The following is a 17,209-nucleotide window of genomic DNA, read 5'->3' as shown; positions in this document are numbered from 1 at the left end:
AAGGTTGACGCTGAAAGAACATAAGTACCAATATAGGAATCCCACTTTTTTGATATCAATAATATATGGAACTACGTTATCTACGATATTTTGCTGCGGTTGCTTCAGCCCGCCATTTCACCCGGGCGGCTGAAAAGCTGGGTATCTCTCAGCCACCACTAAGTCAGCAAATTCAAAAGCTAGAGCGGGAGATCGGGACACCACTGCTACGTCGGCTCACGCGCGGTGTTGAACTGACTGATGCAGGGAAAGCGTTCTATGTGGATGCCTGTCATATATTGACGCTTACGGATGAAGCGATAGAGCGAGCTAAAAGTATCGCGCGCGGGGAGACGGGTAAGTTGCGGGTAGGTTTTGCCAGCTCGACAGCCTTCCAGCCCTTGGTATTGCGCCTACTCCACGCCTATCGGGATAAATATCCTGAGGTGATATTGTCACCCAGTGAAAAGACCATGCCGGTGTTAATGAATGATTTGCATAACGAACGCATTGATGTGGCTTTTATCCGTCAGCCATGTGATGCCAGTAATGAATTCACCTGTAAGGTGCTGGTGGAGGAAGATATGTTGCTGGTACTGCCCCATAACCATCAGTTGCATCGCTGCCCACAAATCAATCTGCAAGCGATACAGCATGAAAAGCTGATTACTTTCCCTCGCGAAGTGGCTCCCGGATTGTTTGATACCATTATCAGCGCTTGCTACCGTGCCGGATTTAAGCCGGAGCTGGGGCAACAATCCCCCCAGTTGGTGTCTGCCATAGGGATGGTGTCGGCAGGCTTTGGTTTTACTATCGTGCCTCGCTCACTGACAACTATTCAGACGAATAATGTTACTTATCATGAGATTGACGATAGTTTGCTAAAAACCAAGATTACACTGGCATGGCGGCGGCATGAGCGCTCTGCCGCGGTACTTAATATGGTGAGTATCATTGCCCGCACGGGTAAGTAATTAACCGTTGTTAACCCTCACTCGCGGTGATAAAGGGCAATTTAAGTGTAATGCGCGTGAATTTATCTGCCTCGCTTAGGGCGGTGACACCATATTCGTTGCCATAGCGGACTTTAATTCGCCGGTCTACCAGATTCATCCCCAGCCCATCGCCGTTTGGTTGCGGTTGATACAAACCAGCATTGTCTTCCACTTCCAGTATCAACGTATTGCCCTCGAGCTTACCGTGCAAGGTGATGCGCCCGTTATTGAACATCTGCGCTATGCCGTGTTTGATGGCATTTTCGACCACGGGTTGCAGGGAAAAAGCCGGTAAACGCGCTTCCATCAATTCATCAGGTAATGAGATCTCAACGGAGAGGCGGTCGGCAAAACGTGCCTTTTCTATTTCCAGATAAGCATTCACATGTTCAATTTCATCGCTCAGCGTGACCACATCATGGCTGCGCTTGAGGTTCTTACGGAAAAATGTCGACAAAGAAAGCACTAGCTTGCGGGCATGGTCTGGATTACGGCGGATTACTACTGACAGGGTATTCAGTGCGTTAAAGAGGAAGTGAGGATTTACTTGCGCGTGCAGTAGCTTGATTTCTGATTGTGCCAATAGCTGTTTCTGTTGTTCAAATTCACCCGCCAGAATCTGGGCGGACAGCAGGTGAGCAATACCTTCACCCAATGTGCGGTTGATACTGGAGAACAATTTACTTTTTGGTTCATACAGCTTGATGCTGCCAATCACCCGATGCTCTTCACCGCGTAGTGGGATAACTAACGTGGAACCCAGTTTGCAATTAGGTGAAATAGAGCAGGTATAAGGGACGGCATTGCCATCGGCATAAACCACCTGATTCAACTCAATCGCCCGGTGGGTATGGTCTGAGGTGATAGCACTCCCCACAAGGTGATGGTCGGCGCCAGTACCGATAAATGCCAGCAGCTTCTCGCGGTCGGTAATTGCCACCGCGCCAACGCCCAGCTCCTCATACAAGATACGCGCCACCCGCATACTGTTTTGTTGGTCAAAACCATGGCGTAGTTGCCCCTCCGCCCGTGCGGCAATTTGTAATGCTTTGGCTGAGAAGGCGGTGGTGTATTTTTCGAAAATAGCCCGCCGGTCCAATAAGATACGCATAAACATGGCAGCACCAATGGTATTGGTGATCATCATCGGCAGGGCAATGTTTCCGACTAACTCGACAGCTTCATGGAATGGGCGAGCAACGGCCAAAATAATTAACATTTGCAGGACTTCAGCGACCAGCGTAATGCCTGCAACCACCAGCGGCTGGAACAGCAAGTCAAGGCGGTTTTTACGTATCAAATAGCTGTGGAGGAAGCCACCCAATAGCCCTTCAGCGACGGTAGACAACATACAGGCGGTGGCGGTCATCCCACCCATGGAGTAACGGTGCAACCCACCCGTCAGCCCTACCAGAAAACCGACCGATGGCCCCCCCAAAACACCACCTAACACAGCGCCGATAGCACGGGTATTGGCGATGGAGTCCTCAATATGCAGACCAAAATAGGTGCCCATGATGCAAAACATGGAAAACGTGAGATAGCACACCAGTTTGTGGGGCAGCCGAATGGTAACCTGCATTAACGGAATAAACAGCGGTGTTTTACTTAACAGATAGGCGATCACCAGATACACACACATCTGTTGTAGCAGGGAGAAAATCAGTTCGGCTTGGCTTACGCCCATATTGATAACCACAAATGCTAATTCTTGCCGCTATTGTAACCACATTTAGCCGCAGAAAGTTTTAACCGTCACCCCTTTTAAGCAAAAAGGGCCTTATATGGGCAAACGTCAGCTCAGTTCCCTGTTTTGGGCATTTCTACTGGCCGATGTTATCCGCACTGTTTTTACGTCTTAACTTAGGGTTTTACGTCATTCACGCACGCCTTACGCCGTTTAAACACTGTTTTTTTTGCTAATTCATATGAGAAAAAATTTCATTAATAGTAAGCCGATTTTTTTGGCGGCCTTTGACTATGCTTATAGTTTGGGTAAGAAAAGTTAACTGACGAGCTTTTACTGTCAGAAAATGAGTATTAGGGCATTAAATCAACTAATTGGTTAATCATTGACCTTAGTCACTCTTTAAACGCTAAATGGATTGCATGATGAAAAGGTCGGTTCTGCTGTCAGAGTTCAGAATTTGGCTCAAAATCATGCCGTTAATCATAGGAAGAAATCATGCCAGTACTTCCCGATCGTCAGGTGATTAATCAGATTATTTCCGGCCATTATGCCGATCCCTTTTCCATTTTGGGTATGCACCAAACTGCGCAAGGGTTACAGATATGCGCTTTGCTGCCAGATGCAAAAGAAGTCTGGCTGGTCGAAACGGAAAGTGGGCGCAACATTGCTCAGTTGACCAGTGAAGACCCGCGCGGTTTTTTCATTGCGAAGCTTCCTCGTCGTAAAAGCCCGTTTCGTTATCAATTAGCGGTTACTTGGCAAGACAGTCCCCAAATCATCGAAGATCCTTATCGATTCGGGACGTTATTGCAGGATATTGACAGTTGGTTATTGGCCGAAGGCACCCATCTACGCCCTTATGAACGTCTGGGCGGGCATTTAATGAGCCTTGATGGAGTCGCGGGGGTCAGTTTTGCCGTTTGGGCACCTAATGCCAAACGAGTGTCTGTGGTGGGGGAGTTTAACTTTTGGGATGGTCGCCGCCACCCGATGCGGTTACGGCGCGAAAATGGTATTTGGGAGCTATTCCTGCCCGGTGTACAAGCCGGCCAGTTGTACAAATTTGAGATAATAGACAGTAATGATCAGGTACGCTTAAAAGCGGACCCTTATGCATTTGAAGCTCAGATGCGGCCAGAAACTGCCTCGTTGGTCAGCCCGTTACCTGAAGTGGTACAAAATACGCCAGCAAGACAGAAAGCCAATGATTTGCGCTCACCGGTTTCTATCTATGAAGTCCATCTCGGTTCATGGCGCCGCCATACCGATAATAACTATTGGCTCAGTTATGGCGAGTTGGCTGAGCAATTGGTTGAATACGTTAAATACATGGGGTTTACCCATGTCGAGCTGCTGCCGATTAACGAACATCCATTTGATGGCAGCTGGGGTTATCAGCCGCTCGGGTTATATGCACCGACCCGCCGCTTTGGTACTCCGCAGGATTTCAAAGATTTTGTTGCCGCATTCCATACCGCGGGGATTAACGTCATCCTTGATTGGGTTCCCGGCCACTTCCCGAGTGATGAACACGGGCTCATGCAGTTTGATGGCACCTCGTTGTATGAATATGCCGATCCGCGCGAAGGCTATCACCAGGATTGGAATACCCTGATTTATAACTATGGTCGTAATGAGGTCCGTAATTATTTGGCTGGCAATGCGTTTTACTGGATGGAACGTTTTGGTATCGATGCATTGCGTATTGATGCCGTGGCTTCGATGATTTATCGCGATTATAGCCGTGCTGAAGGGCAGTGGGTGCCTAACTATTATGGCGGGCGTGAAAATCTGGAAGCGATTGCTTTCCTGCGTTACACCAATCACACCATCGGCGTTGAGCGCCCTGGCGGTGTGACGATGGCGGAGGAATCGACCGATTTTCCTGGCGTGACATTACCGCCCGATGCCGGTGGATTAGGGTTTAACTATAAATGGAATATGGGTTGGATGCATGACACGCTCAATTACATGCAGTGTGATCCGATTCATCGCAAGTACCACCATAATCTGATGACTTTCGGGATGTTGTACGCCTATACCGAGAACTTTATCTTGCCTATCTCCCACGATGAAGTGGTGCACGGTAAGCGCTCGGTGCTCGATCGTATGCCGGGGGATGCCTGGCAGAAATTCGCCAACCTGCGTGCCTATTACGCGTTTATGTGGGCGCATCCCGGTAAAAAACTGCTGTTTATGGGCTGCGAGTTTGCGCAGGGGCGCGAGTGGAATTTCGATACCAGCCTGGACTGGCATTTACTGGATGATGAAAATGGCTGGCACCGTGGCGTGCAGCGTTTTGTTCGTGACCTGAACCACTGCTATCAACAACATGCGCCACTCTATGAATTGGATTATCAGCCCGATGGCTTTGAATGGCTGGTGGTAGATGACCACGAAAACTCAGTGTTTGCTTTCTTGCGCCGTGATGCGAATGGTGGCGAACTGATTGCCATCAGTAATTTCACACCGGTGCCGCGTTATGACTACCGTGTGGGCATTCCGCAGGCAGGGCATTATCGGGAAGTACTTAATTCTGACTCTGAGTTTTACCGTGGCAGCAATCTGGGTAATCAGGGGGGGATCCATAGCCAGCATGTCGGTAGCCATAACCACGCGCACTCATTGTTGTTAACACTACCGCCACTGTCGACTATTTACCTGTTACGGGAGGGGTAGGATGACTGGCCTTACCCGTGGTTCCCCGACACCGATTGGTGCCCATTTTGATGGGGCTGGGATAAATTTCACGCTGTTTTCAGCCCATGCTGAACAGGTCGAACTGTGTCTGTTTGATGACAATAACCAAGAATTGAGGATTGCCTTGCCCGCCCGCAGTGGTGATATCTGGCATGGCTATCTGCCTGGAGGTAAACCGGGGCAGCGCTATGGTTATCGGGTCAGCGGGCCATTTGACCCACAACAAGGACATCGTTTTAACCCACATAAATTATTGATAGACCCCGGTGCCCATGCATTAGATCGCAAAGTGGCGGATGATCCAAGCTTGGAGGGGGGGGTTAATCAGCCCGATGAGCGCGACAGTGCTGCCGCCTTACCTAAGTGCATTGTGGTACATGAAGAATATGACTGGCAGGAGGATAAGTCACCGGCTATTCCTTGGGGCAATACCGTGATTTATGAAGCCCATGTACGCGGCTTAACCAAACTGCACCCTGATATTCCGGCTGATCTGCGTGGTAGCTATGCGGCGTTAGCTCATCCCGTCATGATTACCTATTTGCAAGACATGGGCATTACCACACTGGAGTTGTTACCGGTGCAATTCCACGTCGATGAACCTCGTTTACAGAAGATGGGACTGGGTAATTATTGGGGCTATAACGTGCTAGCGCCTTATGCCGTTGATCCTGACTATGCCTCGGGCCGTGACGGCATATCTCCGCTGCGAGAGCTGCGGGATGCGGTCAAAGCGTTACATAAAGCGGGTATCGAAGTGATTCTCGATGTGGTGTTCAATCACAGCGCCGAATTGGATATTTTTGGCCCAACCCTGTGCCAGCGCGGTATCGACAATGCTAGCTATTACTGGCTCACTCCTGACGGTGAATACGACAACATGACTGGCTGCGGCAATACGCTGCGGCTTAATCATCCTAATGTCATGCAGTGGGTTATCGACTGCCTGCATCATTGGCTCGATAGCTGCCATGTTGACGGCTTCCGCTTTGATCTGGGTACCGTTCTGGGCCGCACGCCGGCTTTTGACCAACATGCCCCTTTATTTACCGCGCTGGCTGCCGATGAGCGGCTGCGTGCCTGCAAAATGATTGCCGAGCCTTGGGATATTGGTCTGGGAGGCTATCAATTGGGTAACTTCCCTACCGGTTTTAGTGAATGGAATGACCAGTATCGTGATGCGATGCGCCGTTTCTGGTTAAGGGATGACTTACCGCTGGGACTATTTGCTCAGCACTTTGCCGCTTCAAGCAATCTTTTCCAACAGCGGGGGCGTTTGCCTTCCGCCAGTATCAATCAAATTACCGCCCATGATGGTTTTACTTTGCAGGATTTGCTGTGTTTTAACCAAAAGCACAATCAAATCAATGGTGAGGAAAACCGTGATGGCAGTGATAACAATCTTAGTAATAATTTTGGTAGCGAAGGGTTGGTGGCTGATGAGGCTATCTGGCAACGGCGTAAGTCTTGTCAGCGGGCATTGTTGGCCAGCTTATTACTCTCGCAGGGAACGCCAATGTTACTGGCCGGTGACGAGCATGGTCACAGCCAGCAAGGTAATAACAATGCATATTGTCAGAACAACATCCTCACCTGGCTCGACTGGGGCAGTGCGGATCGTTCATTAATGACATTTACCGCCGATCTTATCCGGTTACGCCAGCAAATTCCGGCCCTGATTAAGGACGCATGGTGGCAGGAGGGTGATGGCAATGTGCAATGGCTGGATAGTCAGGGGCAAGTGCTGAGTGATGCAGCTTGGGAACATGGCTGCCAGAAACAGCTGCAAATTCTGTTGTCTCAGCGCTGGCTGGTGGTGATTAACGCCACTGGTCAAGAATGTGAAATACAGTTACCTACGGGGGAATGGGAGGTTATCCCTCCTTTTGGGCCGTCAGATCAGATGGAATCATTCACCGTATGGAACGGAGCCGCGCATGACATTTGCGTGCTCGTACTGAAATCTTAAGGAGTCAGCCATGGTTAAATTCGAAAATAAAGACCCATTGATGTTAGCCAGACAATTACCGAATAAATCTGTAGCGCTGATTCTGGCCGGAGGTCGTGGTTCTCGTCTGAAAGATTTGACCGCCACCCGTGCCAAACCGGCGGTACATTTTGGCGGCAAGTTCCGTATCATCGATTTTGCGCTATCTAACTGCCTGAATTCAGGTATCCGCCGTATCGGTGTCATCACCCAGTACCAGTCTCATACTCTGGTGCAGCATATTCAACGTGGCTGGTCATTCCTCAACGAGGAGATGAACGAGTTTGTTGATTTATTGCCTGCCCAACAACGTTTGAGCACCGAGCATTGGTACAAAGGTACTGCGGATGCGGTTTATCAAAACCTGGATATTATCCGCCGCTATGAGGCGGAATATGTGGTCATTCTGGCCGGTGACCACATCTACAAGATGGATTACTCGCGCATGCTCATCGACCACGTAGAGAAAGGCGCTGAGTGCACCGTTGCTTGTATCCCGGTACCCATTAACGAGGCCAATGAATTTGGGGTAATGGAGGTGGACGAGGATTACCAGATAACGGCTTTCTTTGAAAAACCTGCGAACCCGCCTTCAATGCCTGGACGGCCTGATATGGCGTTAGCCAGTATGGGGATCTATATTTTTAATGCCAATTATCTGTTCAAGTTATTAGAAGAAGATATGAATACCCCTGGCTCTACCCATGATTTTGGTAAAGATTTGATTCCCAAACTTACCGAACAGAAGGCGGCTTGGGCACATCCGTTTGATCTCTCCTGCGTGACCTCCAATGCCGAATTGCCACCTTATTGGCGTGATGTTGGGACATTGGATGCCTACTGGCGGGCCAACCTGGATTTGGCATCGGTCACACCAGAGCTGGATATGTATGACCGTGCCTGGCCAATCCGTACCCATATGGAGCCGTTGCCGCCGGCTAAGTTTGTTCAGGATCGCTCCGGTAGCCATGGCATGACCATGAACTCGCTGGTCTCCGGTGGCTGTATTGTTTCTGGCTCGGTAGTGGTGCATTCGGTGTTGTTCCCTCGGGTTCGGGTGAACTCGTTCTGTACCATTGATTCCACGGTATTGCTGCCTGATGTCAATGTTGGTCGCTCGTGCCGTTTACGCCGCTGCATTATTGATCGCGCCTGTCACATACCTGAAGGGATGGTTATCGGGGAGAACGCCGATGAAGATAGCGCCCGTTTTTATCGTTCGGAGGGCGGGGTGGTGCTAGTGACCCGTGCGATGCTGGCGAAATTAGCCGTCAACGTCAAATAGGGCTATTTTATTTATCCGATAGGTGTCAGGAGTCACGATGCGGGTCTTACACGTATGTTCTGAGCTATTTCCTTTGTTGAAAACAGGGGGATTGGCTGATGTTGTTGGCGCTTTACCTGCCGCACAAATTGCTGAAGGGGCCGATGTTCGGGTCATGCTACCGGGCTTCCCTGATTTGCGTCGTGGAATACCAGACACCGTGCTGGTTAGGGAGATAGACACCTTTGCCGGACGGGTTTCTCTGCGCTACGGCCATTATCAGGGCATTGGTATCTATCTTATTGATGCTCCGGGGTTATATGACCGCGCTGGCAGCCCTTATCACGACCAGTCGTTGCATGCTTACGCCGATAACTATCGCCGCTTTGCCTTGCTGGGATGGATGGCGTGTGAGCTGGCCTGCGGGCTGGATGGTTTCTGGCGTCCCGATGTGGTGCATGCCCATGATTGGCACGCTGGGCTGGCCTGTGCTTATCTGGCGGCGCGTGGTAGACCGGCACGATCAGTATTTACCGTCCATAATCTGGCCTATCAGGGGCTATTTGCTGGGTACCATTTGGCTGAGTTACAACTCCCCGCCGCATTTTTCCAAATGTACGGGTTGGAGTTCTACGGTCAAATTTCCTATCTGAAAGCTGGGCTGTTCTTTGCTGATCATGTCACTACTGTCAGCCCGACCTATGCCAAAGAAATTACCCAACCTGCTTTTGGTTACGGCATGGAAGGGCTGCTGCAAGAACGAGCCAGTCAGGGGCGTTTGACCGGCATCCTCAATGGGGTGGATAGCGCCATTTGGGACCCACAGAGCGATACCTTGCTGCACGCCTGCTATGACATAGAGAACCTGCAGCAGAAAGCGGTGAATAAAGTGCATCTGCAAACCACGATGGGGTTGGAGGTGACGGATAAGAAACCTATTTTTGCCGTGGTCAGTAGATTGACCGAGCAAAAAGGGTTGGATTTGGTGCTGGAAGCTTTGCCTGAATTACTGAAACTAGGTGGGCAACTGGCGGTCTTGGGGGCGGGGGATGCCATTCTACAAGAGGAGTTTTTGGCGGCAGCGGCAGACTATTCCGGCCAGGTTGGGGTACAAATTGGTTATCACGAGGCATTTTCTCACCGAATTATTGCCGGTGCGGATGTGATTCTGGTGCCTAGCCGTTTTGAACCTTGTGGGTTAACGCAGTTGTATGGTTTGAAATATGGCACTTTGCCACTGGTCCGGCATACGGGCGGGTTGGCAGATACCGTGGTGGATTGCGCGCTGGAAAATCTGGCGGATGGCAGCGCCTCGGGGTTTGTGTTTGATGAATGCGATGCGCAGGCATTGGTGCGGGCAATTCGCCGTGCTTTTGTTCTGTGGAGCCGGCCAAAACATTGGCGTCATGTTCAGCGCCATGCAATGGGGTTGGACTTTGGTTGGCAAGTAGCTGCTGGTCAATATCTGTCACTTTATCGGCGTCTCTAGTTGTCGATTTGTTGTAACCACGAATTGGGAAAACCGCTATGACATCACCGTTCAGTTATACCTCACCCGTTGTCAGTGTGGATGCGCTGAAACACTCGATTGCCTACAAATTGATGTTTATTGTCGGCAAAGATCCCTCGATTGCGACTCAGCACGATTGGCTGAATGCGACATTATTTGCGGTACGGGATCGGATGGTAGAACGCTGGCTACGCTCTAACCGCGCACAATTATCACAAGACGTTCGTCAGGTTTACTATCTGTCGATGGAGTTTTTATTGGGGCGAACCCTCTCTAATGCACTGTTATCTATGGGTATTTATGAAGATATCGAACAGGCGCTGGATGAGATGGGCCTCAATCTGTCAGAGCTGTTGCAAGAAGAAAACGACCCTGGGCTTGGCAATGGTGGCTTAGGCCGTCTGGCGGCGTGTTTTCTGGACTCACTGGCAACACTGGCACTACCGGGCCGAGGCTACGGCATCCGCTACGAATATGGCATGTTCAGCCAGAAAATAGTGGATGGCCAACAGATGGAGTCGCCAGATAACTGGCTGGAATATGGTAATGCCTGGGAATTCCCACGCCATAATACCCGCTATAAAGTGCGCTTCGGTGGCCGAATTCAGCAGGAAGGCAGCAAAACTCGCTGGCTGGAAACCGAAGAAATCCTCGCCTGTGCTTATGATCAAATCATCCCTGGCTTTGATACGGATGCAACTAATACACTGCGCTTATGGTCTGCGCAGGCCAGTAATGAAATCAATTTGGGCAAATTCAATCAGGGTGATTACTTTGCTGCGGTTGAAGATAAAAACCATTCAGAAAACGTATCACGAGTGTTGTATCCCGATGATTCTACCTATTCCGGCCGTGAATTACGTTTGCGACAAGAGTACTTTTTAGTGTCGGCGACGGTACAGGATATCCTCAGCCGCCACTGGACCATGCATCAGACGTTCGATAATCTGGCAGATAAGATTGCTATTCATCTCAATGATACTCACCCGGTCCTTTCCATTCCTGAAATGATGCGTCTGTTGATCGACGAACATAAGTTCAATTGGATGGATGCGTGGGACGTGGTGCAGCAGGTGTTCTCATACACCAATCACACGCTGATGACCGAAGCGCTGGAAACCTGGCCAATTGACATGATTGGCAAAATCTTACCGCGCCATCTGCAAATCATTTTTGATATCAATGATCACTTCCTCAAACTGGTGCAGGAACAATATCCGTCTGAACCAGAACTGTTGCCACGAGTCTCTATTATTGATGAAACCCATGGGCGGAAGGTCCGTATGGCATGGCTTGCGGTGATCGCCAGCCATAAAGTTAACGGTGTGTCTGCTTTGCACTCTGAACTCATGGTGCAGTCACTGTTTGCCGATTTCGCTCACATTTTCCCTAATCGCTTCTGCAATAAAACCAATGGGGTGACGCCACGGCGCTGGCTGGGGTTGGCTAACCGACCACTGGCTACGGTATTGGATGAGAGTATTGGTCACAATTGGCGGACTGATCTGAGCCAACTCAGTGAGCTGGAAAAAAACCTCGATTACCCCAGCTTCTTGCAGGCATTGCAAAAGGCCAAGCTGGAGAACAAAAAACGGCTGGCGGCTTATATTGCTGAAAAATTGAATATTGTGGTCAATCCGGGCGCGTTGTTTGATGTGCAAATCAAACGTATTCATGAGTACAAACGACAATTGCTGAATGTGTTGCATGTTATCACCCGCTATAACCGTATTCTCGAAGCACCGAATGAGAAGTGGGTGCCGCGCGTGGTAATTTTTGCCGGTAAAGCGGCATCAGCGTATTACAATGCTAAGCAAATCATTCGATTGATCAACGACGTAGCGAAGGTAATCAACAATGACCCTCGGATTAATAACCTACTGAAAGTAGTATTTATTCCAAACTATAGCGTGAGTCTGGCGCAGTTGATCATTCCGGCGGCTGACCTATCGGAACAGATTTCTCTGGCGGGAACCGAGGCTTCGGGTACCAGTAATATGAAGTTTGCCCTCAACGGGGCGCTGACCATTGGCACATTGGATGGGGCTAACGTCGAGATCCGCGAACATGTGGGTGAGGAGAATATCTTTATCTTCGGCAATACCACCGAACAGGTCGAGGTGCTGCGTAACAATGGTTATAACCCACGGAAATATTACGATGAAGATCCTGAATTGCATCTGGCATTGACGCAAATGGCGACGGGCACCTTTAGTCCCGAAGACCCTAAACGCTATACCAGCCTGTTCGATTCACTGGTTAATTTTGGTGATCACTACCAGCTATTGGCTGATTATCGCAGCTATGTGGATACTCAGGAGCAGGTTGATACGCTATATCGCCATTCGGACGAATGGACGCGCAAGACGTTACTCAATATTGCCAATATGGGTTACTTCTCTTCAGATCGTACCATTGAAGAATATGCCGACGAGATTTGGCATATTAAACCTATCAGGCTGTAGTTATATCCACTGAGCTAATAATAAAAACCCTCTTCAACAGTCAACTGTGAAGAGGGTTTTTTTAAGCAGATCGATGAACTGGATGGGTTATCAGGAAACCAGCGATAATGTCTGTTGTTTTCCGGCCTGCACCTGTGCCAACCATTCGGCAACGCGCTGTTTCTGCGCATCGTCCAGAGCCATACCTAACTTGGTACGACGCCAAATCGCATCATCTAGTTCTACAACCCATTCTTTTTCAACTAGATAGCGTAATTCTGCTTCGTACAAGCCATGGCCGAAATGTTCACCCAAGCTTTCGATACTGGTCGCTTCTGCCAAAATTATCTCGCTATGGCTACCATAAGTACGGGTATAGCGGCGGGCCAGCCCTTCAGGTAACCAGTTATAGCGATGGCGCAACTGAACAGTATAGTTATCACGGCTGCCGCCAATATCACCACCCGGCAATGCGCCAGTCTTGGTCCATGCTGGGCCGACATTCTGATAGTAGCCAGACAGTTTTTCCAGCGCGTGTTCTGCCAGTTTGCGATAGGTGGTCAGTTTGCCGCCAAATACAGAAAGCAGTGGTGCTTTACCGTCTTCATCGGCTACATCCAACGTGTAGTCGCGGGTAACAGCTTGCGGTGAATCTGATTCGTCGTCACATAGCGGACGTACACCAGAGTAGGTCCACACGATATCGTCGCGACCCAACTGTTTTTTAAAGTGATCGTTATACACTTTCAGCAGGTAATCGATCTCTTGTGAGTCGATCTTCACCTCTTTCGGATCGCCGTGGTACTCCACGTCAGTAGTGCCGATGATGGAATATTCATCCAACCACGGAATGACGAAAACAATACGATGGTCTTCGTTTTGCAGAATATAGGCTTGTGGCTGATTATGAACCCGTGGCACGACGATATGGCTGCCTTTAATCAAGCGGATGCCATAAGGCGATTTCAGCTTCAGGCCGTCGTCGAAGAATTGCTTAACCCATGGTCCGGTCGCATTTACCAAGCCTTTGGCACGCCAGGTAAAGGTTTTGCCGGTATTCACATCAATGGCTTCAACCATCCATAGACCTTGTTCACGCCAGGCACGGGTCACTTTGGTACGGGTGCGGACTTCACCACCGCGCTCGACCACTTCTTGGGCATTCAGCACCACCAGGCGAGCATCATCGACCCAGCAGTCAGAATATTCGAAACCGCGCACCAATTCTGGTTTCAATATCGATTCTGGTCCAAAACGCAACCCTTTACTGGCAGGCAGACTGGTACGTTTGCCCAAGTGATCGTACAGGAACAAACCAGTGCGGATCATCCAGGCTGGGCGCAGGTGGGGTTGATGCGGCAGACGAAAACGCATTGGGAATGCGATATGCGGTGCCAGTTTCAATAATACTTCACGTTCGGCCAGTGCTTCACTTACCAGACGGAATTCATAGTGTTCCAGATAGCGCAGGCCACCGTGGATAAGTTTGGAGCTGGCGGAAGACGTAGCACAGGCCAAGTCTTGCGCTTCCAGCAGCAGAACGGACAGGCCACGCCCTGCCGCATCCGCAGCGATACCGGCACCATTAATGCCGCCACCGATCACGATCAAGTCTTTGGTTTCCATGCTTCCTCTCTCCAGATGTTCGAAACAGCTCTTTAATGTTCGTTTTCGCTCATGATTGTAATCAAAAACCAACAAACAAGCCAAGAGTTAACCAAAAAAAAACATTCCCCCGTGATGGAGGTAACAGTTTTGTTATCAAAATGTGGGGAAAGTTTGGATTTGGATTTGGATTTGGATTTGGATTTGGATTTGGATTTGGATTTGGATTTGGATTTGGATTTGGATTTGGTGATTAGGTTTGGTTGTTCGGTGTTCTGTGGTCCGATTCGGTTGTTAGAGCACTTGAGTTGACTTAACAACCGCACCGGATCACCAAAACTAAAATTTAATGACTAACACAACTCCAATTGAACCTGATGCTGCTCAATAATCTTCATCACACTGGGAGGAGGCATCTGATCGGTAAACAGATAATCAATCAAATTCATATTCCCCAAATTCACCATTGCGTTACGACCAAACTTCGAGTGGTCGGTTACCAGCATCACACAACGGGAGTTCTCGATAATTGCTCGCTTGGTGCGCACTTCATGGTAATCAAACTCTAATAATGAGCCGTCCATATCAATACCACTGATACCAAGGATGCCGTAATCAAGACGGAACTGAGAAATGAAATCCAGTGTGGCCTCACCAATAATCCCACCATCGCGGGTGCGAACTTCACCACCAGCCAGAATCAGCCGGAAATCCTCTTTAGCCGTCAGCAAGGTAGCAACGTTAAGATTATTGGTCACCACCCGCAGCCCCTTATGGTTCATCAGCGCGTGGGCGACAGCTTCTGGCGTGGTACCTATATCGATAAACAGTGTTGCACCATCGGGGATCTGGCTGGCAACACGCTGTGCAATACGGGCCTTTTCTTCCGACCACATCACTTTACGATCGTTATAGGCGGCGTTAACTGAGCTGGAAGGGAGTGCTGCACCACCATGATGACGATGAATTTTGTTTTGGTCAGCCAAATCATTCAAATCACGCCGGATGGTTTGCGGGCTAACGGCAAAATGTTCTACTAACTCTTCAGTGCTGACGTAGCCTTGTTGGCGTACCAATTCAATAATCGCATCATGCCGCTGCGTTTGCTTCACTATAATCCCCTAATGCGCCTGGTTGCTCAGGCAGTTATTGTGTGGTTCTTACGCTGTTGCGCGTATCCCAAAATGCCATTAATAACCCAATAATCAAACCTGAAACGTGAGCCGCATTGGCAATCGACAAACCTAAAACATCGAAATAACCGGCAATCAGCCAGAGGACAGAAAAAGCCATTAAACCTCGGGGCAACGAGATACCGCGCTCGGGTGCGCGCTCGCCGGTCAGCCAGACATAACCCATTAAGGCATACACCACACCAGACAGACCACCAAAATTCACACCGCTAAATAGCGATTGCCCCCAGCCACTGAACAGGGCAGATACCACAGTTAATACCAGCAATTTACCGGTGCCAAGCCGTTTTTCCATTTGTCCTGCCAGATACCACCACCACATCAGGTTAAATAAGATATGCAGTAGCGAAAAGTGTAAAAAGCCATGGCTGACCCAGCGCCAGAGTTGTAGATATTGGCTCTCGTCGCGGGGCCAGGCAAGCCATGACATAACGGCCGCATCGCCGACAATTTGCATCAGAATATAGATGGCGATGCACAGTACCATGACACTCAATGTCAGTGGGCCGGCCTGACTGCGCAGCGTCTGCAGGTAGGAAAAGCGCTGATAGGATAAATTTGAGTGTAAATTACCCGATTGCCAACTTGCGGCCTGATAGCGTGGATTGAGGGGATCGAGCAAAAACTGTTCCAGCTCCTGCTGCACCAAGGGCAATTGCTCATCATCGGCAAGCCAGATCTCTGCACCCTGAGTATCAGGCCGAACTTCCAGTACCACATTGCGAGTGGCCATATAATCCACAAAGGCCTGTGCCAGACGCGGATTAGAGATTGCTATTACACGAATCATATTGCCCATTACCGTCTATACCTTTTGTATTTGAGGCCGCAGGGTTGTGAGCTGCCTACCTGCAACGCCAATGATTTTGAGTATAGATATTATGAATGTGATTAAAGTGCTTAAAAATATCACAATCTGGTCGGTTGTGGCGAATGACAAGCTACAAACGGGTAACAAAGTCAGACATTTTCACGAATGATTTCTTGTGGATAGCTTTTGGCCCATGCCTCAAAACCACCATCAATGCTGTAAACCGCCTCAAAGCCCTGCTGGAGCAAATACTGCGCCGCCCCTTTGCTGCTATTGCCGTGGTAGCACATCACCATGACGGGCTGTTCAAAATCTGTTTGCTGCATAAAGGTATGCAGGCTGCTATTGGTCAAATGGAACGCGATGGGTGCATGGCCCGCTTCATAACTCTGTGGATCGCGGATATCGACCAATACGGCGGTATTCTCTTTCAGGCGGCTATGAGCCTGCTCAACACTGATTGTTTCAAACTGTTCCATCTTGCTCTACCTTACAAAAATGCATTTAGAGAGAAAATGCCAAAACACGATTATAATCATTTTTTAGCTGATAAATACCAGACTAACTGTAATGTTATTTTTGTCTCTGATTCCAATTTAATATGTTGTTTTTTTATAGAATTAATAAATTAAATCTATCGTTATTAATATAGGGCACATGGTTGGTTTAAAATAAAGGCATTATCTATGCTTAACCGCTTATCAAGTGCACAATATCAATCTCAGGCTACTATTTATAATGATAATATTAAGGTGGAGAAAAGGAATGCCAGTTTGAATGCTAATCCGACATTAAAGTCATTGTTGGAATTCATTAAATATTTCAATGAAGTGGGAAGTTTGTAGTAAAAACGAAATGAAAAAATTATATAGGCTATATAGTTGTACTTAACTTGTCTTTTCAATCAGTAGGATTGTTGCTTCAATCCCCCATAGATATTAAAGAGCTAACAGTTATAGCCGATAATATTATTAATATAAAAAATATTATCGCCAAAGACCACTGACTGCAATAACATTGGTTTAATGTAA

Annotated in this window: 12 protein-coding genes; 7 read left to right on the top strand and 5 right to left on the bottom strand. The window is 48.8% G+C overall.

What is annotated here, in order from left to right; all coding sequences use genetic code 11:
* Positions 1 to 65 precede the first annotated feature (65 nt).
* Entirely contained in the window at positions 66 to 953 is an 888-nt protein-coding gene (locus tag V2A84_RS18195) for a LysR family transcriptional regulator (protein ID WP_083161269.1), read from the top strand.
* A gap of 10 nt (positions 954 to 963) precedes the next feature.
* Here the strand turns inward: V2A84_RS18195 and V2A84_RS18190 are convergent, their stop codons facing one another.
* Positions 964 to 2,661, bottom strand: coding sequence for a sensor histidine kinase (locus V2A84_RS18190; protein ID WP_083163957.1), 1,698 nt, complete (start codon positions 2,659 to 2,661; stop codon positions 964 to 966).
* A gap of 498 nt (positions 2,662 to 3,159) precedes the next feature.
* On the opposite strand from V2A84_RS18190, the gene glgB reads away from it, so the two are divergent.
* The 5 genes from glgB to glgP are packed head-to-tail and all read left to right on the top strand — an operon-like array spanning position 3,160 to position 12,590.
* Entirely contained in the window at positions 3,160 to 5,343 is a 2,184-nt protein-coding gene (gene glgB, locus V2A84_RS18185; protein ID WP_102970495.1) for a 1,4-alpha-glucan branching protein GlgB, read from the top strand.
* A gap of 1 nt (position 5,344) precedes the next feature.
* A complete protein-coding gene (gene glgX / locus V2A84_RS18180) occupies positions 5,345 to 7,333 on the top strand; it encodes a glycogen debranching protein GlgX (protein ID WP_102970494.1) in 1,989 nt (662 codons plus the stop codon).
* Positions 7,334 to 7,343: 10 nt separating this feature from the next.
* Entirely contained in the window at positions 7,344 to 8,636 is a 1,293-nt protein-coding gene (gene glgC, locus V2A84_RS18175; protein ID WP_083161267.1) for a glucose-1-phosphate adenylyltransferase, read from the top strand.
* Positions 8,637 to 8,673: 37 nt separating this feature from the next.
* Positions 8,674 to 10,104 carry a glycogen synthase GlgA gene (glgA, locus tag V2A84_RS18170; RefSeq protein WP_083161265.1) on the top strand — a complete coding sequence of 477 codons (1,431 nt, stop codon included), beginning with the start codon at positions 8,674 to 8,676 and terminating at the stop codon, positions 10,102 to 10,104.
* A 38-nt stretch (positions 10,105 to 10,142) separates the two neighbouring features.
* Positions 10,143 to 12,590: a glycogen phosphorylase gene (gene glgP / locus V2A84_RS18165; protein WP_083161263.1), complete on the top strand. Its 2,448-nt coding sequence runs from the start codon at positions 10,143 to 10,145 to the stop codon at positions 12,588 to 12,590.
* A 90-nt stretch (positions 12,591 to 12,680) separates the two neighbouring features.
* Here glgP and glpD read toward each other — a convergent pair whose 3' ends face one another.
* Positions 12,681 to 14,195 (bottom strand): glycerol-3-phosphate dehydrogenase, encoded by a 1,515-nt coding sequence (gene glpD / locus V2A84_RS18160; RefSeq protein WP_083161261.1) that lies wholly within the window; start codon positions 14,193 to 14,195, stop codon positions 12,681 to 12,683.
* Between the two features lie 35 nt (positions 14,196 to 14,230).
* On the opposite strand from glpD, the gene V2A84_RS18155 reads away from it, so the two are divergent.
* Positions 14,231 to 14,431, top strand: coding sequence for a hypothetical protein (locus V2A84_RS18155; protein WP_420073633.1), 201 nt, complete (start codon positions 14,231 to 14,233; stop codon positions 14,429 to 14,431).
* A 96-nt stretch (positions 14,432 to 14,527) separates the two neighbouring features.
* Here the strand turns inward: V2A84_RS18155 and V2A84_RS18150 are convergent, their stop codons facing one another.
* The 3 genes from V2A84_RS18150 to glpE form a co-directional block, all read right to left on the bottom strand.
* A complete protein-coding gene (locus V2A84_RS18150; RefSeq protein WP_083161259.1) occupies positions 14,528 to 15,286 on the bottom strand; it encodes a DeoR/GlpR family transcriptional regulator in 759 nt (252 codons plus the stop codon).
* A 34-nt stretch (positions 15,287 to 15,320) separates the two neighbouring features.
* Entirely contained in the window at positions 15,321 to 16,157 is an 837-nt protein-coding gene (glpG, locus tag V2A84_RS18145) for a rhomboid family intramembrane serine protease GlpG (protein ID WP_083163953.1), read from the bottom strand.
* Between the two features lie 170 nt (positions 16,158 to 16,327).
* Complete coding sequence (gene glpE, locus V2A84_RS18140) at positions 16,328 to 16,657, bottom strand: thiosulfate sulfurtransferase GlpE (protein ID WP_083161257.1); 330 nt, start codon at positions 16,655 to 16,657, stop codon at positions 16,328 to 16,330.
* Positions 16,658 to 17,209: the final 552 nt, after the last annotated feature.

Origin of the sequence: Yersinia sp. 2553 StPb PI, assembly GCF_052217105.1 — a bacterium.
GTDB classification, from domain to species: domain Bacteria; phylum Pseudomonadota; class Gammaproteobacteria; order Enterobacterales; family Enterobacteriaceae; genus Yersinia; species Yersinia enterocolitica_E.
This window is presented reverse-complemented; position numbering and strand designations above follow the sequence as displayed.